Origin of the sequence: Aestuariibacter sp. GS-14, assembly GCF_006494365.1 — a bacterium.
In the GTDB taxonomy this organism is placed as follows: domain Bacteria; phylum Pseudomonadota; class Gammaproteobacteria; order Enterobacterales; family Alteromonadaceae; genus Alteromonas; species Alteromonas mangrovi.
The window spans coordinates 358,076-379,976 of sequence record NZ_VHIP01000003.1 but is presented as its reverse complement, the minus strand read 5'-3'; the positions used below and the strand labels follow the sequence as shown (position 1 = coordinate 379,976).

At 45.9% G+C, this 21,901-nt stretch carries 15 protein-coding genes; 13 read left to right on the top strand and 2 right to left on the bottom strand.

What is annotated here, in order from left to right; genetic code table 11:
• The first annotated feature begins 26 nt into the window (after nucleotides 1-26).
• The 9 genes from FJ444_RS07600 to rmf all read left to right on the top strand — a co-directional run bounded on the left by FJ444_RS07600 (nucleotide 27) and on the right by rmf (nucleotide 16,092).
• Nucleotides 27-1,061: a YCF48-related protein gene (locus FJ444_RS07600; protein ID WP_140957472.1), complete on the top strand. Its 1,035-nt coding sequence runs from the start codon at nucleotides 27-29 to the stop codon at nucleotides 1,059-1,061.
• Between the two features lie 9 nt (nucleotides 1,062-1,070).
• Nucleotides 1,071-3,392 (top strand): RND family transporter, encoded by a 2,322-nt coding sequence (locus FJ444_RS07595; RefSeq protein ID WP_140957470.1) that lies wholly within the window; start codon nucleotides 1,071-1,073, stop codon nucleotides 3,390-3,392.
• A 188-nt stretch (nucleotides 3,393-3,580) separates the two neighbouring features.
• Nucleotides 3,581-8,413, top strand: coding sequence for an NAD-glutamate dehydrogenase (locus tag FJ444_RS07590; protein ID WP_140957468.1), 4,833 nt, complete (start codon nucleotides 3,581-3,583; stop codon nucleotides 8,411-8,413).
• A 162-nt stretch (nucleotides 8,414-8,575) separates the two neighbouring features.
• The gene (gene pyrD / locus FJ444_RS07585; RefSeq protein WP_140957466.1) at nucleotides 8,576-9,583 is read left to right on the top strand and encodes a quinone-dependent dihydroorotate dehydrogenase; all 1,008 of its coding nucleotides are present in this window, start codon (nucleotides 8,576-8,578) and stop codon (nucleotides 9,581-9,583) included.
• Nucleotides 9,583-11,688: a bifunctional 23S rRNA (guanine(2069)-N(7))-methyltransferase RlmK/23S rRNA (guanine(2445)-N(2))-methyltransferase RlmL gene (gene rlmKL / locus FJ444_RS07580; RefSeq protein ID WP_140957464.1), complete on the top strand. Its 2,106-nt coding sequence runs from the start codon at nucleotides 9,583-9,585 to the stop codon at nucleotides 11,686-11,688. Before pyrD ends, rlmKL begins: the two co-directional genes overlap by 1 nt.
• Entirely contained in the window at nucleotides 11,685-11,918 is a 234-nt protein-coding gene (locus FJ444_RS07575; RefSeq protein WP_140957462.1) for a glutaredoxin family protein, read from the top strand. Before rlmKL ends, FJ444_RS07575 begins: the two co-directional genes overlap by 4 nt.
• Nucleotides 11,915-13,849 (top strand): ABC transporter ATP-binding protein, encoded by a 1,935-nt coding sequence (locus tag FJ444_RS07570; RefSeq protein WP_140957460.1) that lies wholly within the window; start codon nucleotides 11,915-11,917, stop codon nucleotides 13,847-13,849. Before FJ444_RS07575 ends, FJ444_RS07570 begins: the two co-directional genes overlap by 4 nt.
• Nucleotides 13,850-13,860: 11 nt before the next feature.
• Complete coding sequence (locus tag FJ444_RS07565) at nucleotides 13,861-15,564, top strand: DUF3466 family protein (RefSeq protein WP_140957458.1); 1,704 nt, start codon at nucleotides 13,861-13,863, stop codon at nucleotides 15,562-15,564.
• 351 nt (nucleotides 15,565-15,915) lie between these two features.
• Nucleotides 15,916-16,092, top strand: a complete 177-nt coding sequence (rmf, locus tag FJ444_RS07560; RefSeq protein WP_140957457.1) for a ribosome modulation factor — start codon at nucleotides 15,916-15,918, stop codon at nucleotides 16,090-16,092.
• 62 nt (nucleotides 16,093-16,154) lie between these two features.
• Here rmf and fabA read toward each other — a convergent pair whose 3' ends face one another.
• Complete coding sequence (gene fabA / locus FJ444_RS07555; RefSeq protein WP_140957455.1) at nucleotides 16,155-16,673, bottom strand: 3-hydroxyacyl-[acyl-carrier-protein] dehydratase FabA; 519 nt, start codon at nucleotides 16,671-16,673, stop codon at nucleotides 16,155-16,157.
• Between the two features lie 189 nt (nucleotides 16,674-16,862).
• On the opposite strand from fabA, the gene FJ444_RS07550 reads away from it, so the two are divergent.
• Nucleotides 16,863-17,120, top strand: coding sequence for a hypothetical protein (locus FJ444_RS07550; RefSeq protein WP_140957453.1), 258 nt, complete (start codon nucleotides 16,863-16,865; stop codon nucleotides 17,118-17,120).
• Nucleotides 17,121-17,128: 8 nt separating this feature from the next.
• Here FJ444_RS07550 and FJ444_RS07545 read toward each other — a convergent pair whose 3' ends face one another.
• Nucleotides 17,129-18,412 carry a DASH family cryptochrome gene (locus tag FJ444_RS07545; RefSeq protein ID WP_140957451.1) on the bottom strand — a complete coding sequence of 428 codons (1,284 nt, stop codon included), beginning with the start codon at nucleotides 18,410-18,412 and terminating at the stop codon, nucleotides 17,129-17,131.
• 151 nt (nucleotides 18,413-18,563) lie between these two features.
• Between FJ444_RS07545 and FJ444_RS07540 the strand changes: the two genes are divergently transcribed.
• Genes FJ444_RS07540 through FJ444_RS07530 form a run of 3 tightly spaced genes read left to right on the top strand, consistent with a single transcriptional unit; the run spans nucleotide 18,564 to nucleotide 21,667 of the window.
• Entirely contained in the window at nucleotides 18,564-19,991 is a 1,428-nt protein-coding gene (locus FJ444_RS07540; protein WP_140957449.1) for a deoxyribodipyrimidine photo-lyase, read from the top strand.
• Nucleotides 19,992-21,524 (top strand): cryptochrome/photolyase family protein, encoded by a 1,533-nt coding sequence (locus FJ444_RS07535; protein ID WP_140957447.1) that lies wholly within the window; start codon nucleotides 19,992-19,994, stop codon nucleotides 21,522-21,524.
• Nucleotides 21,524-21,667 carry a DUF2256 domain-containing protein gene (locus tag FJ444_RS07530; RefSeq protein WP_140957445.1) on the top strand — a complete coding sequence of 48 codons (144 nt, stop codon included), beginning with the start codon at nucleotides 21,524-21,526 and terminating at the stop codon, nucleotides 21,665-21,667. Before FJ444_RS07535 ends, FJ444_RS07530 begins: the two co-directional genes overlap by 1 nt.
• Nucleotides 21,668-21,901 lie beyond the last annotated feature (234 nt).

Here is a 21,901-nt window from a genome sequence, read left to right as displayed (position 1 = left end):
ACTTTATCCGGAGGTTTAACCCTTTAATGCACAAATTGATTTCTTCCGTGCTAATTCTCGTTTTTTCGTTAGTTTGTCAGGCAGAGCAAGCATACCAAGCCCCTTTGGTACGAGAATCACTATTACTGGATATTGAGTCTGAGTCTTTCGCTGTTGCAGTGGGAGAACGGGGTCATATTCTTATTAAGCAAGGTGATAAAGAATTCACTCAAGTTAATGTACCCACACAGGCCACGTTAACATCGGTTACCGTTATTGGTGACAATATTTGGGCTGCTGGCCATGACGCCGTTATTATCCATTCGCCCGACCGCGGTCAAAGCTGGGAAATTCAGCACAATGATCCTGATCTGGATCGTCCTTTTCTCGATATTCTCTTTCTAGATGCACTTAACGGTATCGCTATTGGTGCTTATGGTTTGTTTTATCAAACGCAGGACGGCGGAGCGAATTGGGAGTCGATAAGACACGCCTCATTTTTAAACCCAATGGATCGTGAATATCTGGAAGAAATTCGCAAAGAAAATGAAGATTTCTACCAGCAGGAGCTCGAATCGATTTTACCGCATCTCAACCGAATCAGTATTGCCAGCGATAACACCTTGTATCTTGCTGGTGAAGCAGGTTTGCTGGCATTTAGCGCAGACAATGGTAGTACCTGGGAGCGTTTTGACATCGAATACACGGGGTCATTTTTCGATATTCAGAAGTTGGAAAATGGTACCGTTGTGGCAGCCGGCTTACGTGGCAATATTTTTGCTATGAAAGAGGGTGAGGAGTGGCAATATCTGGAAACCTGTAACACCGCAACGATCAATTCAATTATTGTTCGCACTGATAATGTATTTTTTATCGGTAACAACGGCGTGGTGGTAAAATCAGCCATTCCACTGTCGCTGAGCCCGCATGATCCCTTTGCTTCTGAGGATGAATGCACGGTGTCTGATGGTGTGAGTATTACCACTACAGAAAGTAAGTCTGCGTTATTAAATGCTGCCACCGTTCAGGGTGAAACCATTGTTACTGCCGCTGACGGCATCTATTCACTTTCTTTGGATTAAATCAGTTTTATGTCTTCTTTTAGCCAATTTTCAGAAAGGTTGATTTTTAAGAACCGTCCAGCCGTTATTTTGCTGTTCGTGTTCGCCACGTTATTGCTGGCATTCCAGGCTTCGCGTATGAAGCTGGATGCCGGTTTTGAAAAAAACATTCCGCTTAATCACGAGTACATGCAAACCTACATGGCTCACCGCAAGGATTTCGGTGGCGCTAACAGCGTGTTGGTAGCCGTGTGTGATCGCGACAGCGATATCTTCAATAAGCCATTTTTTGACACTCTCAAAAATGTACACGACGAATTATTCTTTATTAATGGCGTAAACCGTTCTTTGGTTGTATCGCTATTTTCACCGTCTACGCGTTTTACCGAAATTGTTGAAGGCGGATTCTCTGGTGGGCCGGTTATTCCAGCCGATTTTAATTCGTCGAATCCCAAAGCACTGGAAACCGTTGCTGCCAACATTGAAAAGGCAAAGATTGTAGGCCGTCAGGTATCGAATGATTACCGGTGTGCCATGGTAACGGCACAGTTACTGGAACTGGATCCGGAGACAGGCGAGCAATTAAATACGCTTGAGTTAGCGCAGGTACTGGAAGACAAACTTCGTGGTCAGTTTGAAAATGATCAGGTGAGCATTCACATTATCGGTTTTGCAAAAATGATTGGTGATGTAGCAACCGGCGCTAAGTCTGTAGTGCTGTTCTTCGCGATTGCCATTGTGATCACCGCACTGATGGTGTACTTCTTCTCGCGCAATGTCATGTTAACTGTACTGCCTATTGCGTGTTCCGTGATTGCGGTTATCTGGCAAATGGGCTTGCTCACCACACTGGGTTTCGGTTTGGATCCCATGTCTATTTTGGTGCCATTCCTGGTATTTGCTATTGGTGTTAGCCATGGCGTGCAGATGATTAATGCCGTTGAAAAGAACATAGTAAAAGGCAATAACGCCAAAGAAGCTGCAATGTCCGCTTTCAGAGCATTGCTGATTCCAGGCGGGATCGCTTTATTATCTGATACCGTCGGATTCTTAACCCTGTTAGTTATTGATATCGGTATTATTCGCGAATTGGCTATAACCGCCAGTTTGGGCGTGGCAGTAATTATTCTCACTAACCTGGTTTTATTACCAGTCTTAATGAGCTACATCCGCTTCCCTGAACATTATTTGGACCAGTTTGCTGGTCAGGAAGCCAAATCAGAAGGCATGTGGCACATACTCGACGTGTGTACCAGAAAAGGTACCGCTATGGTGATTGTGTTGGTCACGGCGATGTTATTCGTGCTTGGTGTGGTTCAGTCGAAGAAAATGCAAATCGGTGATATTCAGGCTGGCGCGGCCGTATTGCACGAAGATTCTCGTTACAATCAGGACACAGCGCTAATTACCAATCGCTTCGAAGTAACCGTAGATTACATCTCCGTGTTGGTTGAAACTTCAGCTGAAGCATGTACGTCTTATGATGTAATGCGTGCTATTGATGATTTTCAGTGGAAAATGACCAACATCGACGGCGTCCAGTCGGCCGTTTCGCTGGCCTCTATCGCCAAGGTTATTAATGCCGGTTACAACGAAGGCAATCCGAAATGGCAGGTGCTGCCTCGCAATCAGCAAACGCTGGTGCAAGCCATTTCTCGGGTACCCACGTCCTCAGGGCTGTTAAATGGTAACTGCTCGGTGATGCCTATCATTTTGTTTATGGAAGATCACAAAGCCGAGACGATTACCCGCGTAGTGAATGCGGTTAAAGCATTCCGCGATGAGTACCAGACTGAAGATATGAAGTTTAGCCTGGCATCAGGTCCGGTTGGCGTAATGGCTGCCACAAACGAAGCAGTGCAAGCAGCTCAAATGCCGATGATGATCTATGTGTTTGGTGCGGTAATCATTTTGTGCTTAATGAGTTTCCGTTCGTTGCGTTCAACCATTGCAGTAGTGTTGCCACTGTACGTAGTTTCCGTGCTGGCTCAGGCGCTGATGACTTATCTCAACATCGGTTTAACCGTTTACACACTACCAGTTATCGCACTAGGCGTGGGGATCGGTGTTGACTATGGTATATATATTCTGTCAACCATGAGCATTCTGATTAAGCAGGGTATGTCAGTGAATCAGGCTTACCTGGAAGCATTGAAAGAGCGTGGCAGTGCTGTGTTGTTTACCGGTGTGACACTGGCAATCGGGGTAAGTACCTGGGTATTTTCAACACTGAAATTCCAGGTTGATATGGGCATTCTGCTTACCTTTATGTTCCTGGTTAACATGTTAGGAGCCATTGTTGTACTGCCAGCATTGGCGCGGCTTCTCTGGTTTAACCGTACCGAAAACTAATGAAAAATATTTTTTCGCATAAGTAACCAAAAAAGGAGCCGCAATGGCTCCTTTTTATTTGGATTATTTGCATAGTTATCTAAAATGTAAAAAAGATGTAAAACGAGCTCTTTTATTTCATCGCTTATTTAGCGAAAATATGCTTGTACAATCTATACTTAAACTAAAAATACTCTATAGGTAAGCACATGACAGTCAGCTCTCAGCGCTATTCAGTTTTGCTTGAGAACGTTTTTTCGTTAATCGACAAAAAAGTCGATAACCAAAACCGAACACTGATCACCACGTTCGGTCGACAATTATTCAAAAATATTCCTTTAGATGACTTAGAGCATCGTAACGACAGTGATTTATACGGGGCAACGCTGAGTTTGTGGAATGCGTTTGCCAATTATGACGGCCAGCGTCCTTATGTTCGCGTGTTTAACCCGGAAATCGACAAACACGGCTGGAAGTCTACACATACTATCGTAGAATTGATTATTCGCGACATGCCTTTCCTGGTTGATTCCATTCGCATGGCACTCAACCGTTTAGGCATCACTGCGCACATGCTGATCCACAGCCCGATGAACATCGATCGCGATGACGCGCATCAATTGGTTCGATTTGGTGAAAGCAAGGCTACTACGAATTCTCGCGAAACAGTGGTGTTCATAGAAGTAGATCGTCAAACCAGCAAGGCAGATATTGACCTGCTAACCAAAGAGTTATTCTCCACACTGGATGAAGTGTCGCTGGCAGTATCTGACTGGCAGCTAATGCTGGACAAACTTTCCGCGATTACAGCTCAGGTGAAAAAGGCAAAACTGCCAATTGCTAACGACAGAAAAGACATTGCGGTGCGCTTCCTTGAATGGTTGAACGATCACAATTTCACTTTGATGGGTTATCGCCATTACACAATAAAGGCAATTGAAGGCGATCATCAGTGGCATCCGGATAACGAAAGCAGTCTGGGCCTGATGAAAAACTCCATCAGTGATAAAGCGCGTTTACTTTCCGCGATGCCCTCCAGCGCGCAAAAGGCTGCGTTGAGTCCTCAGTTATTGTTACTGACCAAAACCAATTCACGCTCGCGCGTTCACCGTCCTGCGTACATGGATTACGTGGGTATAAAAGAATTCAACAGCAAAGGCCAGGTGATTGGCGAGCATCGATTCCTTGGTTTGTATTCTGCCAATTTCTACAACAGCAGTACCCGTGATATCCCATTGTTGTCGGACAAAATTCGCCGTATCTGTGAGCTGTCTGAATTTGATCCGCGCACTCACGCATTTAAAGCATTCAATAATATTGTTGAAACCTACCCACGCGACGAGCTGCTACAAACGCCAGAAGAAGAAATGGCTGAAATTGTACGCGGTATTTTCCAGATGCAAGAGCGTGGCATCACGCGCTTATTTGTTAGAAAAGACACCTTCGGTCGCTTTTTCTCGTGCATGGTTTATGTGCCAAGAGAGCGCTATAACACCCAATTGCGCAAAGAAACACAGGCACTATTGCAACACTCGCTGGGGGCTGCTGGTGAAGTTGAATTTACCACGTTCTTTTCTGAATCTGTGTATGCCAGAACGCACTACATTGCCCGGGTAAACGACAACAATGCGGAAATCGATGTGAAGGAAATAGAACAGAATATCATTGAATTGACCAAGACCTGGAGCGACAGATTGTCGTCTGCGTTGTCGTCTGCCTATGGTGAAGCCACAGCGAAATCTCTGGAGCGCAAATACGTTAACGCATTTTCGCGTTCTTACACTGAGCACAATTTACCCACTGCGGCCTTGGTTGATATTGAAAAGCTGGAATTGCTGTCTGAAGAAACCAACATGGGCATGTTGTTTTACCGCCCACAGGAAGAACAGGCTGACAGCCAAATTGTTAAGTTAAAGCTGTTCCACTTGCACGAGCCAATCCATTTATCTGACGTATTGCCGATTTTGGAAAACTTTGGTCTGCGAGTGATTGACGAGAGCCCTTACAAGATTAACTGCGCCGACGGCACTGTTAAATGGGTAATGGACTTTACCATGCTGCATAAGAGCGGCAACGATTTAGACATGGATAAAGCCCAGGCACTATTCCAGGATGCGTTTGCCAAAGTATGGTACAACCTTCTGGAAGACGATGGTTTTAACCGCTTGGTATTGAGTGCTGAACTCACAGGCCGCAACGTTACCATACTACGCGCGTTTGCTAAGTACATGCGTCAAACCGGTAGTAGTTTCAGCCGTGACTATATCGCCAACACGCTGTCTAACTATCCGCAAATTGCCGGGCTGTTAATTAACTATTTTGAAGAGATTTTTAATCCGACCCGTAAGTCGCGTAAAAAACGTCTGGAAACCCTGGATAGCAAAATCAACGAAGCACTGGACAAAGTGAGCAACCTGGATGACGACCGGATTATTCGCCGTTATCTTGATTTAATTAACGCTACATTGCGTACCAACTTCTACCAGAAAGCACAGGATGGCAGCGACAAGCCATACATCTCATTCAAGCTGTTGCCTGAAAAAATCCCGGAAATGCCATTGCCACTGCCTAAATACGAAATCTTCGTATACAGCCCGAAAGTAGAAGGTGTGCATTTACGCGGCGGTAGGGTAGCACGTGGTGGCTTGCGCTGGTCAGATCGTCAGGAAGATTTCCGTACCGAAATTCTTGGATTGGTTAAAGCGCAGAAAGTGAAAAACACCGTGATTGTGCCGGTAGGGGCAAAAGGCGGTTTTGTATGTAAGCAATTGCCAAGCGGTGCAACCCGTCAGGAAATTCTTGAGGAAGGTAAAGCCTGTTACCGCACCTTTATCCGCAGTTTACTGGATATCACCGACAACATTGTTAATGGTGAAATTGTTCCGCCAAAAGACGTTGTGCGATTAGATGAAGACGATCCGTATTTGGTTGTAGCAGCCGATAAAGGCACCGCTACTTTCTCAGACATCGCAAATGGCATTTCAGAGGAATATAGCTTCTGGCTGGGCGATGCATTTGCCTCAGGCGGCAGTGTCGGCTATGACCATAAGAAAATGGGTATTACTGCCCGCGGTGGATGGGAGTCGGTTAAACGTCACTTCCGCGAGATCGGCATTGACTGTCAAACCACTGATTTCACCTGTGTTGGTATAGGTGATATGGCAGGTGACGTGTTCGGTAATGGTATGTTGCTATCGGAACATACCCGCTTAGTTGCGGCCTTTAACCACCTGCATATTTTCTTTGATCCCGATCCGGATGCGGCTAAAACGTATGTGGAACGAAAGCGTTTATTCGACAATCCAAGCTTGTCCTGGGATGATTATGATCGCTCGTTGATTTCCAAAGGCGGCGGTATTTTCAACCGGTCATCCAAATCAATCACACTCACGCCCGAAATGAAGAATTGGTTGGGTACACGTCAAAGCACCATGACACCCAGTGAATTGATCCACAATATTCTTAAAATGCCGGTTGACCTGATTTGGAATGGCGGTATTGGGACTTATGTTAAGAGTAAGAAAGAAAGTCACACAGATGTAGGCGATCGGGCGAATGATTCCTTGCGCGTAAATGGCCGCGATATTCGCGCCAAAATTGTGGGCGAGGGCGGTAATCTGGGATTAACACAATTGGGTCGTATGGAATACGCGTCCAATGGTGGCCGGGTGAACACCGACTTTATCGATAACGTGGGCGGCGTAGACTGTTCAGACAACGAAGTTAACATTAAAATCCTGTTGAACCAGTTAGTTAGCAATGGTGATTTAACGGTTAAACAACGCAATAACTTGCTGTATGACATGACCGACGACGTTGCCAACATTGTGCTGCAAGACTGTTATCGTCAAACCCAGGCAATTTCCATTAGCGAACGTACCGGTGTATCTTCAATTAAAGAACAGCTGCGCTTTATTCACGGTTTGGAGCGCGATGGTGCACTCAACCGCGAGTTAGAGTTCATTCCTTCTGATGACGAAATTTCTGATCGCGCAGCCTCTGATCGCGGCTTAACCCGTCCGGAACTAAGCGTGTTAACCGCCTATGGCAAAATGGTGCTGAAGGATCAGTTAAATATACCCGCGCTTACCGACAACCCCTATCACGGGAAGTTGTTAATCAGTGCGTTCCCACCCGTGCTGCGTGAACGTTTTGCTGCGCAGATGCAACAGCATCCGCTGCGGGCAGAGATTATTGCAACCAAGTTAACCAATAACATGGTTAATGACATGGGCCATAACTTTGTGTACCGCATGCAGGAAGAAACCGGCGCCGATATCGTTGAAATTACCAATGCCTACAGTGTTATTAAAGGCGTATTTGGCATCGGTAAATTGTGGGACGAGATTGAAGATCTCGATAACAAGATTGATGCACAGGCTCAACTGGCTATGTTGGAAAGCGCCAGACGTTTAATGCGCAGGGGCACGCGCTGGTATATTCGCCATGGCGATAGCTCAAAAGACATTGAAGCGTCTATCCAGAAGTATCAGCCTGCAGTGAATGATTTGTGTTCGAATCTGGCTAACTATTTGGTTAAATCCGAAATTAAGCAGTTGGAAGATGCCACTGCAAAATGGATTGATAAAGGGGTTCCGCAGGATATTGCCAGTAAAGTGGCGGCATTCAGCAATATGTTCAGTGCCCTGGATTTAACCCAGATCGTAGAACAGGATAAACACAATATCGATGTTGCTGCGCGTCTGTATTATCAAATGGGTTCCAAACTCGAACTTCATTGGTTCCTTGAGCAAATCAATACACAAGCCGTTGGTAACCATTGGCAGGCGCTGGCCCGCGCGTCTTATCGGGAAGAGCTGGATTGGCAACAGCGTTCAATTGTGTCGAACCTGCTAAGCAGTAACGCTGATTCCAAAGATGCCGATGCGATTCTGGCTAATTGGATGCAAAACAATGAAGGTCTGTTAAAACGCTGGTATCATATGATGAGCGAATTTAAGACCAGTTCAAATCACGATTTTGCGAAGTTTTCTGTAGCATTGCGAGAATTGATGCTTTTAAGCATGAAGTCTAACCAGTAAACTATGTGCCTTCGGGATTAATGGTACTGCAATATTACACTGCGGCACCCAATTGACTTAGTTAGCCCCGCTAGTCGGGGCTTTCTGCCACCTGTAGTCTGGTTATTTTTTATTTGTTGTCATGCAGGGGCAGCCAAACTTAACACGGTGTTATAACACTTCATGTACGAATTTATTCAAAAAGCCTTATTAAAATGCGAACCGGAGCACAGTCACGACTTTACCATTAAGTGGCTAAACCGAACCCAACGTACGCCGTTGTCGGCGCTGTACTCAGAAAAAACAGCAAACAAACCCGTTACTGTGGCTGGTGTGACGTTCAGAAACCCGGTTGGCCTTGCTGCCGGATTAGACAAGAACGGCGAATGTATTGATGCATTTGCCGCTATGGGCTTTGGTTTTATTGAAGTGGGTACCGTAACGCCTAAGCCCCAACCGGGTAACCCTAAGCCACGCTTGTTCCGTTTGCCGGAAAAGCACGCCATTATCAATCGCATGGGCTTTAACAATAAAGGGGTTGATTACCTGGTAGAACAGGTAAAAGCCAGCCGTTATGACGGTGCACTGGGTATCAATATTGGTAAAAACAAAGATACGCCCGACGACAAAGCACTGGACGATTACCTGATTTGCTTAAATAAGGTTTACGCCTATGCAAGTTATATCACCATTAATATTTCGTCACCGAACACGCCGGGCTTGCGCAATTTACAATATGGTGCGGCGCTTGAGGCTTTATTAAGTGGCCTTAAAGAAGCTCAGCGCACACTGGAAAAAGTACATAATAAATACGTGCCGTTATTCATTAAAATCGCCCCTGATTTAACTGCAGAAGAAGTTCAGGGTATTGCTGGTTCGTTGATTAAATGCGAAATGGATGGCGTGATTGCAACCAATACTACGTTGGATCGCAAAGCGGTAGAGGGCTTGGAACACGCTGGTGAAGCCGGTGGGCTGAGTGGCGAGGTACTGGTAAATCAAAGTCAGTGGATCACCGAGCAATTGCACACAGCATTGGCTGGAAAGCTGCCTATTATTGGCGTTGGTGGTATACACGATGTTACCACTGCCAAAGCCCGTATGGAGGCTGGTGCGTCATTAATTCAGGTGTATTCATCATTTATTTATCAGGGCCCTAAGCTCATAAAACAACTTGTTCAGGGGCTGTAATGAGTCAATTAGGTTTTCTGGTTACAACCAGTCGCGGAATGGACGAACTATTAAGGGATGAAGTGTCGCAGCTTTGTCCTGACGCCACGATAAAACAAAGTCCGGGAATGTTGCGGGTAGATGGCTCGCTTGAAGATGCCTATCGCGTGTGTTTGTGGTCCAGGCTAGCCAACCGCGTAATATGGATCCTCACAGACGGCGATGCCAGTTCTGCTGACGCCATGTACGACACCGCTAGTAAAGTAGACTGGTCAATGCAGTTTTCTACCAAAGATACCTTCAGCGTACAGTTTCACGGCAGCAGCCGGGCAATTAACAACACGCAGTTTGGTGCACTCAAGGTAAAAGACGCAATTGTGGATCATTTTTATGACGAAAGTGGTTCTCGCCCTGACGTAGAGCGCACCCAGGCTGACATCGTTATAAATGCACGTCTGAATCGCGACAAAATCACACTGGGTATTGAAATGTCTGGTGGCAGTTTACATCAGCGGGCCTACCGACAAGAAACTGGTCTGGCGCCGCTTAAAGAACACGTGGCTGCCGCCATGCTTATGCGCAGTGGCTGGACACAAGATACCTCGCAACCGTTGGTCGACCCCATGTGTGGTTCGGGTACGGTAGTAATAGAAGCTGCGTTAATTGCTGCGCAACGAGCTCCAGGCTTGCAGCGTCCTCGCTGGGGGTTTACGCACTGGCAGGGTCACCGTGCTGAGATTTGGCAATCCTTGATAGCGGATGCAGAGGCGAGGCAGATCACACCAGAGGTAAAATTATTCGCTAATGACATCGATCGCAAGCTGGTTGCCATGGCAAAACACAATGCCAATGAAGCCGGCGTATTTGAATTTATTCATTTCAATGTGGGTGATGCGTTAACGTTTACTCCACCCAAGGCAGCCTTTAAACCGGGTGTGTTGGTATCTAACCCGCCGTACGGTGAACGCCTGGGTGAAATGACAACGCTTATCCCGTTGTTTTCCCAATGGGGACAGCAACTAAAAAGTCATTGGCAAGGCTGGCATTTGTCGCTATTGAGCAGCAATCGTGAATTACTCCGGTTATTGAAACTCAGAGCGTCAAAAGAATACAGTCTGATGAACGGTAAGCTTGAATGTAAACTGGTAAATTACGCGCTTGATGAAGCGAATTGCCAGCAATATTCTGAAGGCCAGGACAATGATTTTGCCAATCGGTTAAAGAAAAATCTTAAAAAATTGAAACCCTGGATAAATCAGGCTAACACCAATTGTTACCGTATCTATGATGCGGATTTGCCTGAATACAATGTTGCAATTGACCGCTACGACGATTGTTTAGTGGTTCAGGAGTACGCTCCACCAAAAACCATCGACGCCGAAAAGGCAAAACGTCGCTTACAGGAAGTGTTGCTGTATTTACCGGCGGTTACCGACACGCCCTCCAAACAGATCATGCTGAAAGTACGTGAGCAGAAAAAAGGTAAGCAGCAGTACGAAAAAGTTAGCCAAACCGGCAACCGTAAAGTGGTATTCGAGAACGGCGCCAAATTTTACGTTAACTTAACTGACTATCTGGATACCGGGTTGTTTCTGGATCACCGCATAACCCGACAGGAAGTGCAAAAGCGGGTAAAAAATAAAGATGTACTGAATTTATTTTCCTACACCGGCAGTGTATCGGTATTTGCCGCGTTGGGCGGCGCTAGGTCAGTAACCACGGTGGATATGTCGAATACCTATATCAACTGGGCCCGGGATAATTTTAAGCTGAATAAATTATCTGGTGCGTACCAGTTTGTACAGGCAGATTGCCTTCAGTGGTTGGCAGGGCACAACAGCCAGTACGATTTTATTTTTATTGATCCACCGTCGTTTTCAAATTCGAAGCGGATGAATACAACCTGGGACGTGCAACGGGATCACGTAATGTTGCTGACTCAGGCAAAACGCTGCCTGAAACCCGGCGGCACCATCATGTTCTCGAATAACAGGCGCGGCTTTAAGCTGGATGATGAGGCAATGAACGCGCTTGGCTTAACTGCCCAGGATATTTCGGCTGCAACCATCCCTGAAGACTTTAAACGCCACAGTAATATTCATCAGTGCTGGATTTTACAATCGTGAAGCTGGCGTTATTTACCGGTCCCCAGTGTTGCTTGTGCAATGATGCCAAAGCGTTGGTAGCGCAGTGCTCTAAAGCATCTGCGATTGAATTAACTGAATTCAATATTCGGGAGAATCCGGCGCATTATCATTTGTATGCGGTGCGTATACCGGTACTCAAAAGGGAAGACAGCGAGGCTGAGCTTGGCTGGCCATTTACCCTGCAGGATTTGGAGTTGTTTTTGCAGTGAGTGTTTTACAGTTAAAAAATGTATCCGTATTGTTTGGCTCGCCGCCATTACTTGATGGTGTGGAGTTGGTTATCCAACCAGGCGAGCGCGTTTGTATTGTGGGTCGGAATGGCAGTGGTAAATCCACCCTGTTAAAAGTGATTAGCGGCGATGTCATTGCTGATGACGGCCAGCGTATAATTGAACGCGACACAATTATTGCAAGACTGGAACAGGATCCGCCGCAAACCACCGACATCGCGTTGTTTGATTATGTAGCGGAAGGGCTCGCCGACGTAGGCGAGGTGTTGAAAGGCTATTTCAAGTGTATCCAGCTTGTTGCCGATGATCCCAGCGAACAAAATCTGAAAAAGATGCAAGCATTTCAGGAGCAGCTGGACGCCAATAATGCCTGGCAGTTTGAGCAACAAATTGAACAAACGCTATCCATGTTACAACTTGACGGCAACGCTTCATTAGCCACGCTGTCGGGCGGCTGGCGACGGAAAGCCGCGCTGGCGCGAGCACTGGTGCGATCGCCTGATATTTTGTTACTGGATGAGCCAACCAACCACCTGGATGTTCAAATGATCCGTTGGCTGGAGCAAAGTCTGCAGCAATACAAAGGCGCTATAGTGTTTATCAGTCACGATAGGGCGTTTATTCGGGCCATGGCTACCCGTATCGTAGATTTAGACCGTGGGCAACTTACCAGCTACCCTGGGAATTATCAGCAGTACCTTGACCAAAAAGAACACGATTTGGCTGTAGAAGCCACGCATCAGGCAGAATTCGACCGCAAACTTGCGCAGGAAGAAGTATGGATACGTCAGGGTATTAAGGCTCGCCGCACGCGTAACGAAGGCCGCGTTCGCGCACTTAAAAAATTACGTGAAGAACGCGCTGCGCGCCGGGAACTCTCTGGTAATGTTGCAATGCAACAGCATCAGGGTAACCGGTCGGGTAAGCTGGTGTTCGAAACTACCGATTTGCATTACGCCATTGAAGGCAAAACCATCGTTAACAACCTGAATTTAACCGTACTTCGCGGCGAAAAACTGGCACTAATTGGGCCTAATGGCTGTGGAAAAAGTACGCTTATCAAGTTATTGATGGGCCAGTTAACACCTGATTCGGGAAATTGTCGTCAGGGAGCTAATCTGGAAGTGGCTTATTTTGACCAGCACCGCATCGCACTCGATTTAGAAAAGCCGGTTATTGACGTGGTTGCCGATGGTAAACGAGATTTGATGGTGAATGGCCACCCGCGCCACGTAATGAGTTACCTACAGGACTATTTATTTAGCCCTGACCGCGTAAATGCACCAGTAAAGTCATTGTCTGGTGGTGAGAAAAACCGTTTAATGCTGGCAAAGCTGATGCTAAACCCCAGCAACGTGCTCATCCTCGACGAACCCACCAATGATTTGGACGTAGAAACCCTTGAGATGCTGGAAACTCTCCTGTTAAATTACGCAGGCACTGTTATTCTGGTGAGTCACGACAGGGAATTTGTTGATAATGTGGTAAATGCCAGCTTACTGTTTACCGAGCAGGGTGTGATCCAGGAGTTTGTGGGCGGTTACGCTGACATCGAACAGTGGTACAACGAGCAAGGTAAAAGTATTTATTTGTCTGGCGCGTCAAAAACTGTAAAGAATGAAACTAAATCGGAAAATAACAGTCCGATTGCAAAACAACCGGCCAAAAAGCCGAAAAAGCTGTCTTATAAAGATCAGCGGGAACTGGAGACATTGCCCGCTACTATTGAATCGCTGGAAGAACAGGTTGAACAACAACAAGAACGTGTTAACGACCCTGACTTTTTTAAGCAAGACAGCGACACTACCACCGCCATATTAAACGAACTGGCGGCATTAGAAGAAAAACTATCTCATGCTTATGCGCGATGGGACGAATTAGAAAGCTTGCTGGATAGCACACAGCAGTAACAGGATTTTGAATGAAACTTAAACAGCTTACATCTGCAGTAATCCTTGCCACAACTGGCATGTCAGCAGCGGCAGCAACGTACACAATGACACCCGCTCCGGTGCAGGACTTATCGTTTTATAACTTCTCGCAGTCAATTGATAACACTGGCGCTATGGTGGTAATGACCCAGTCGGAATATAACCCGCCGATAGATTTAGACCTGCTGGATTTTACCAACGAAAACTTTTTAGCCTTGTTTGAAGATCCTGATGCCGTAGAGCAGGGTGTTTTTAGTACAAAAGATTACCAGACTCTGTATTCCTATGTGTTGCAAGCGCGCTCCAGTAGTTCGTTTGCTCAGGTACTGGCGAACTATCGCAGCTACCACACTGATACCGTCCGCTCCGATTTGATCCCTGGTTTTGACGTCATCAAAGAAGAATTCGAGGATTACAGCCGTAGCGCCTTCACTAAAGTACGTGATTCATTTGGCGGTGATTATTTTGTTGGTACTGCCAATGGTGCGTTCTTTGAAGTCGATTACACCACGGATGACGGCGATGATTTGACTTACATCGTGAACGATATGCCAATTCAGCCTTTTGTGCAGGTTAATGGTATTTCTAAAGTGCTTACGCCAGCAGAAGATGAACCATTAGGTGGCTATGGTGAAGCGTTTGCTATTAACAGCCAACTGCAGGTTGCCGGATACAGCAGCGCGGCATTTACTGATACATATATTGACGCGGCAGAAAACTGTGAAGATGACGAAACCCGCGGTTCGACGCCCATTGAGCTATGCCGCTACAACCTGATTGCCAGCGAAAGTACCTTGTTGTCAGCCGGTTATCGTCGCGCGACAATCTGGAATTTGGATTCTCAGGGCAACGTAGTCAATACCACAGCCTATGGCATGGTTTTTACCCCGGAAGAAACCAGTAATTTACTGAGTTACTACAGCAAGGCATTTGATATTAACGACAACGGCGTTGCAGTGGGTGAGTCGTCAACGGGTGAAACGGTTATTTATACATTACCAGGCAGCAACGCTGGACGTTATAGTGTTATCGTGGCTACCGCCTTTGTTGACGGTGAAGTTGTTGAGCTGTTACCTCGTGACGAGAACCTGAAAAGTACCGCTACCGCCATTAACAACGATGACTGGGTAGTAGGTAATGTATTGCGTGAAAGCAATGGTGTAGCCCGCGAGCAGATGTTTATTTATAACGTTGAAAGCGGCGAAGCCATTTACCCTGATGGATTTTTTGCCACTGCGGCGGTAAATCCACGTGCCATTAACAACAACGGTATCATTGTGGGTGAGGGCGAGTACGATTCCAGTGTGCAAACTGATCGCCAGTTACGCGCTTTTATGTACGACATCAATGTTGGTGAGTTCATTGATTTGAACACGCTGCTTACTTGCGAACAACAAGCGCAATATACGCTGGTTACGGCCAACGACATTAACGACAACAATGAAATTGTTGCTAATGCTATGTACAAGAGTCCGCAAGTGTATATTACTGGTGAAGAGGTACTAACCGATAGTGGTGACACTAACGATATCACCCGGGTTATTGCGGTTAAATTGAGTCCAACCGGCGTAAACGACATCGAACAATGCGATAGCGATGAAGATGAAAACTACGAACGAAAAGGCGCATCACTGCCATTATACGGTTTACTCGTATTAGGCGTGTTAGCTATTTTCCGCCGGAAATTCCGTTAGGATATTTCGTTTAGCTCGCATAATAAATACCTCGCAATAGCGGGGTATTTTTCTATTAGGCAGTGTAAAAGTTTGTCTTAACAGCTTAATAATTAAGAAGCGCTATGCTTATAGCGTTTACTTTTAAAACCTGAAACAATTATGCAAAAAAAATGTAATATAAAAACCGAAAGTCTTTCATTAACTTAGAATTTGTCAATAGCAAAAAAAAATAAAGATTCTTGAACCACCTGGCCACATGCACTATCTAAGTAGAGGTGAACAAATTAATTGCCACGTCTGCATTGACTAAAGATTTGAGTCGTTGGCCGAATGCGTTCACTGGTTCAATCCAATTAAAGAGGCTATTCAATGAAAAGACAGAAAAGAGATAAACTGACTCGTGCCCATGCAAAAGGTTATCATGCTGGAATTAGCGGTCGCTCTAAAGAACTATGTCCGTTTCAGGCGAGTGATGCTCGTTCAGAGTGGTTAGGTGGGTGGAGAGAGGCCATGGAAGACCGTCAGTTAGGAATGACGGTTCGTTAACATCTCTTTAGTCAAAAGCCCCAGCAAGGGGCTTTTTTACAGGATGTATTCAGACAGTTGGCTTAGAAAGAACTGGTATCCTGGAACAGACCCACTTTCAAATCTTTCGCTGCGTAAATTTCACGCCCATCCACTTCTACTACGCCATCAGCCAAACCCATAAACAAACGGCGTTTAACTACGCGCTTCATTTGAATCTTATAGGTTACTTTCTTTGCTGTAGGTAGAATTTGTCCGGTAAATTTTACTTCACCCACGCCTAATGCACGGCCTTTGCCCGGACCACCGCTCCATCCAAGGAAGAAACCAACTAATTGCCACATTGCGTCTAATCCTAAACATCCTGGCATAACTGGATCGCCAGGGAAGTGACAATCGAAAAACCAAAGATCGGGTGTAATATCCAGTTCTGCAATAATTTGACCCTTTCCAAATTCACCGCCTTCTTCAGCGATAAGGTTAATACGGTCCATCATCAGCATATTAGGAGCCGGTAACTGGCTGTTACCCGGGCCAAACATCTCACCACGACTACAGGCTAGCAGGTCCTCTCTGGTGAAACTTGATTTATTAGTTGTCATTGTTTTCCCATCGAAATAAAAATTCCCGTGTAATTTAGCGAACACTTGTAAGCTAAACAACTCTGAACAGTAATTTTTTTGCATTATCCCGCCGTGCTACAATGAAAACATAGCAAAACGGATGTGTTGCGTACGTCTTCGTTCTTACGCAGCACGGTTTCTATTTTCCATTAAGTGTATAGTGAATTCATGACACAGCCTAAAAATAATCCGCGGGTAAATGCAGACAAACAAAAGCGATTCCGCGATCGCCAAAAAGAAGCAGGCAAGAAACAGGTGAGAGGCTATGTTAGCCCAGAGGCATTGAGTTGTTACGACGAGATCCAGCAAAAAACTGGTTGGAGTGATAGTGAAATATTGTCTAACTCCATTAGGCTGATGTTTGCGGCCTATAAATGTGGTCAGATTAAATTACTAAATGAATGGCTTAAAGATCACAAAAGATAAGCGTTTTATCAGGAAGCATTACGTTCGCCCCATAATCGAAGGAATTGCCTACTGGGATCATACATTTGTGCTTGTTTGGCCAGATTGAACTGACGTTGTCCTCGAGGGTCGCTGCCGACCCCAGCAAGGTATTGCCAGTTTCCCCAGTTAGCGCCTACATCATAATCAACGAGTTGTTGCTCAAAATAGGCTGCACCAAAGCGCCAATCTTGTGCCAGTTCATTCACAAAATAGCTCGCTACCCATTGACGACCGCGATTTGAGAGGTAGCCGGTGGCATTGAGTTGCCGCAAACAGGCGTTTACATAAGCGTTGTTGGTTTGGCCTGCTTGCCACTGCTTGATGATATCAGTGTTGCATGCTGAGTGGGAGATAGTGTTTTTAATGCCAGTTTGACTAAACCATTTACTACCGTGTTTGGCCTGCTGCCAATAGAAGAACTCCCGCCAGAGAAGTTCAAAGTAAAGCCAGTACGTAGAGTCATTTTCAGTGCGTTCACGCTCGTAACGCTTGAGTTCCTGATATACCCGGCGCGGGGACACACACCCGTTGGCCAGCCAGGCTGACAATTTACTTGAGTAGTCCCACCCATCCAGCCCGTTGCGGGTTTCTTTGTAGGTTGAAATCAAGTCGCTGTCGAACAGGTAGTATTGCAATTGTTTAAGCGCTGCGTTTTCTCCGCCCTGAAAAGCGGATATGGCGCCATGGTGTAACGGTAATGTCTGCCAATCTGTCTGCGCTATTGCCGGAGGCGGTGGAAAGCCATAATGTGCGGGTACACACGGCTCGGGCATTATCCGTTGCTCTACCTGCTTTCTGAACGGGGTGAATCCGTCAGGCATGTTATCAAGTGAAAATGGCAGTGAATCGGGCGTAAATAAACTCGCGTTATGGCTGCTTACAATGGTGAGAGAGTCAAACTTTCTCACTACGCTGTTTATCTGCTGGCGTTCGTAAAAGCCCTGATGGTTACCAAAGCCAAAAATTGAGATGTTATGCGCGCGAATCATAGAGCAAACCGTTTCTACCGGGTCGCCCACCACTACATGCAGTGTTTGATTATTTGCTTTTAAGTTGTCGTTAAGAGTTACCAGCGATTCATACAAAAATTGCTGACGGTGGGCCCCCATTGCAACCAGTTCAAACTGGTTGGTTTTAAACCATTGCGGATCAATAACATACAATAGAATGAGGGCATCGCATTGCTGAGCTGTTTTAGCAAGCGAAGGCTGGTCGTGAAGTCTTAAATCATGTCTGAACCAGTAAAGGCCAGTCGTACTGTGTGTTTTCATGCCATTATTACGGTGTACTGATGTATTCGGATTCACAACGCGTGCTAAATTCAAAAAAATATACATCCAGAAACACAGTATTTATTCAGGAGAGGCGATCGTTTTGTCCTGAATTACGTATTAATGCTCAAATATCAAAGAAGGATAACCCGTGACTCAACCGGTAAATTTGGTTTGGTTCAGACAAGATTTGCGAATAAAAGACAATCCGGCACTTCAGGCAGCGGTTGACGCAGGTGCTATTGTCCCGGTGTTTATTAAAGACATCACCATTCATACCGACGAACAGCCCGGAGGGGCGGCAAACTGGTGGTTGCATCACTCACTCAATGCGTTGAACAATAAGCTTAATGGGCATCTTCAGGTGTTTGAGGGCGATCCTCGCACTATACTTCCTGAATTGGTCTCAGCTTTTAACGCAAAAGCGGTATTCTGGAACCGATGTTACGAGCCGGCTGCCATTGAACGCGACACCGTTATAAAGCACGCGTTAAAAGAGGCCGGTTGTGTGGTGTCTAGCTTTAATGCGAGCTTGTTGTGGGAGCCCATGAGTATTCGCAAGCAAGACGGTGGTGTATACAAAGTCTTTACCCCTTATTACCGCAAAGGTTGTTTACAGGCAACCAGCCCTCGTTATCCTATCGCCGCACCAGAGACAATCAACTTCGCAAACGTGAGTAGCATTGGGCTTGCTATTGATTCACTTAATTTATTGCCCACCCTCGATTGGGCCAGTGAGTTTTATGATCACTGGCAACCAGGGGAAGAAGGGGCGGCGGCTCAGTTAAGTGAATTCATCAGCAATGCCGCTAAAGGCTATGAAGACCAACGAAATATTCCGTCTGTTAAAGGCACATCCCATTTGTCGCCGCATCTGCACTTCGGCGAGATTTCTCCCAATCAGGTTTGGTATGCCCTGAACGACGCTTTTAACCAGCCTGACAACACACACCTTGATTGTTTTTTAAGTGAATTAGGCTGGCGGGAATTTAGCTACTACCTGTTGTATCACTTTCCAACCCTGCCAACTGACAATTTTAATCCGCAGTTTAATCATTTCAGATGGCGCGATGATGAAACGGGGTTTAAGGCATGGTGTAAAGGCCAAACGGGTATCCCCATTATTGATGCTGGTATGCGTGAATTATGGCAAACCGGTTACATGCATAATCGTGTCCGCATGATAGTGGGTTCCTTTCTGGTGAAGAATCTATTGATAGACTGGCGTAAAGGCGAGCGTTGGTTCTGGGATTGCTTACTGGATGCAGACCGGGCAAGTAATGCTGCCAGTTGGCAGTGGGTGGCAGGCTCAGGCGCCGATGCTGCGCCGTATTTCAGGATCTTTAACCCGGTATTACAGGGTGAAAAATTCGATAAGCAAGGGGAATACGTAAAGAAATACTGCCCTGAACTGGCAAAAATACCTGATAAATATATACATAAACCCTGGGAAGCACCATCCAACATTATGGCGTATGCCGGTGTGATACTTGGCAAAAATTATCCCAAACCCATAGTGGATTTAAAAGCGAGCAGGCAACGGGCACTCGATGCTTTTGCCGATACAAAAGGTAAATAAATGGCTGGTGTACTCAGGCTGGTGTTGGGCGATCAGTTAAGCCACAACATATCAAGTCTCACTGACTGCGATAAACAAAACGATGTGATATTGATAGCGGAAGTGCGCGAAGAAGCCACTTATGTAAAACATCACAAAAAGAAAATCGTATTGATTTTTTCAGCCATGCGACATTTTGCCGCTGAACTCACAGAGGCCGGTTATACCGTAGCGTATCGTTATTACGACGACCCGGATAATCAGGGCTCGCTGCTAGACGAAGTAAAGTGTGCACTACGCCGCTTTGATTGTTCTTCTGTGGTGGTTACCTTTCCCGGTGAATACCGTTTACTACAGAGTATGCAGCAATGGCAGCAAGTGCTGGGTGTGCTGGTTGACATACGCCCAGACAACCGATTTATATCAACACCTGAGCAATTCAGTGACTGGGCCGACGGCAGAAAGCAGTGGCGCATGGAGTATTTTTACCGGGAAATGCGCAAACAAACTGGTTTGTTAATGGAAGGCAGTCAGCCCATTGGCGGTAAGTGGAACTTCGACCATGACAATAGAAAATCCATGCCATCGGATATACGTCCACCCAAACCCTATACCGTTGCGCCTGATAACATCACCCAGTCTGTTATTTCATTGGTTGAAGATGTATTCAACGACCATATGGGCAGCGCCAGAGACTTTTGCTACGCAGTAACACGTGAACAAGCGATGGAAGTCGCGAAACAATTTATTAAGCAGCGTTTACCGTCATTTGGCGATTATCAGGATGCCATGCGGGAAGGTGACGTTTGGCTGTTTCATTCGCATCTGTCGTTTTATTTGAACTGCGGTTTGCTGTTACCGTTGGAGGTAATGCAAATGGCAGAACAGGCCTACTTCAACAACGCCGCACCGCTAAATGCAGTTGAAGGCTTTATCAGGCAAATACTGGGCTGGCGGGAATACGTAAGGGGATTTTACTGGCATTGCATGCCTGCATTAAAACACGACAACTTTTTTGAGCACAGCAGGGCATTGCCGGACTTTTACTGGACTGCGCACACCAATATGAACTGTATGCGCCAGTGTATTGGGGATACCAAAAAACATGCTTACGCTCATCACATTCAGCGTTTAATGGTTATTGGTAATTTCAGTCTGCTCGCGGGTTTGGATCCTGTTGCAGTAAATGAATGGTACTTGTTGGTGTATGCCGATGCTTATGAATGGGTGGAAATGCCCAACGTCAGCGGCATGATACTGTTCGCAGATGGCGGAAAACTGGCCAGTAAACCCTATATTGCCAGCGGGCAATACATCAACCGGATGTCTGATTATTGTAAAAATTGTGGCTATGCGGTGTCTAAAAAAACCGGAGCGAAGGCCTGCCCATTTAACTATTTATACTGGGATTTTCTGATTAAGCATCAGCACACACTGTCTAAGAATCCGCGCATGGCCTTAATCTACAAAAGTCTATGGCGAATGTCGGAAGAAACGATTAGCGACATGCAAGAACAAGCTCAAGCGTTGTTATCTAAACTGGATTCTGCGTAATGAAAAAATCAGCATTACCCACCAAGATGTGCCCGGTGTGCCAACGACCATTCAGTTGGCGAAAAAAATGGGAGCGCGATTGGGAGAACGTGAAATATTGCTCCAAGCGCTGTAGCGGTATGCGCAAAACTGAGGCGTTGTAGATTCATTTTTACATCAATCATAATCCGCTATTTCTGTAAGTGTGAATATAGCGCAGACCACACCCTTTCCTTGAATATGATGACCGCATATTTTTTAGTACTTGAACAGGTTGAAATCAGGTAGTTACTTTATGTTTGGCGGCCAGTCGCACTTGTAGAAAAAATAATTAATAACAATGCTGTAGACATATGGTCTAAAATAAATCTTGATTTATAGACGACTGGTCTATAATA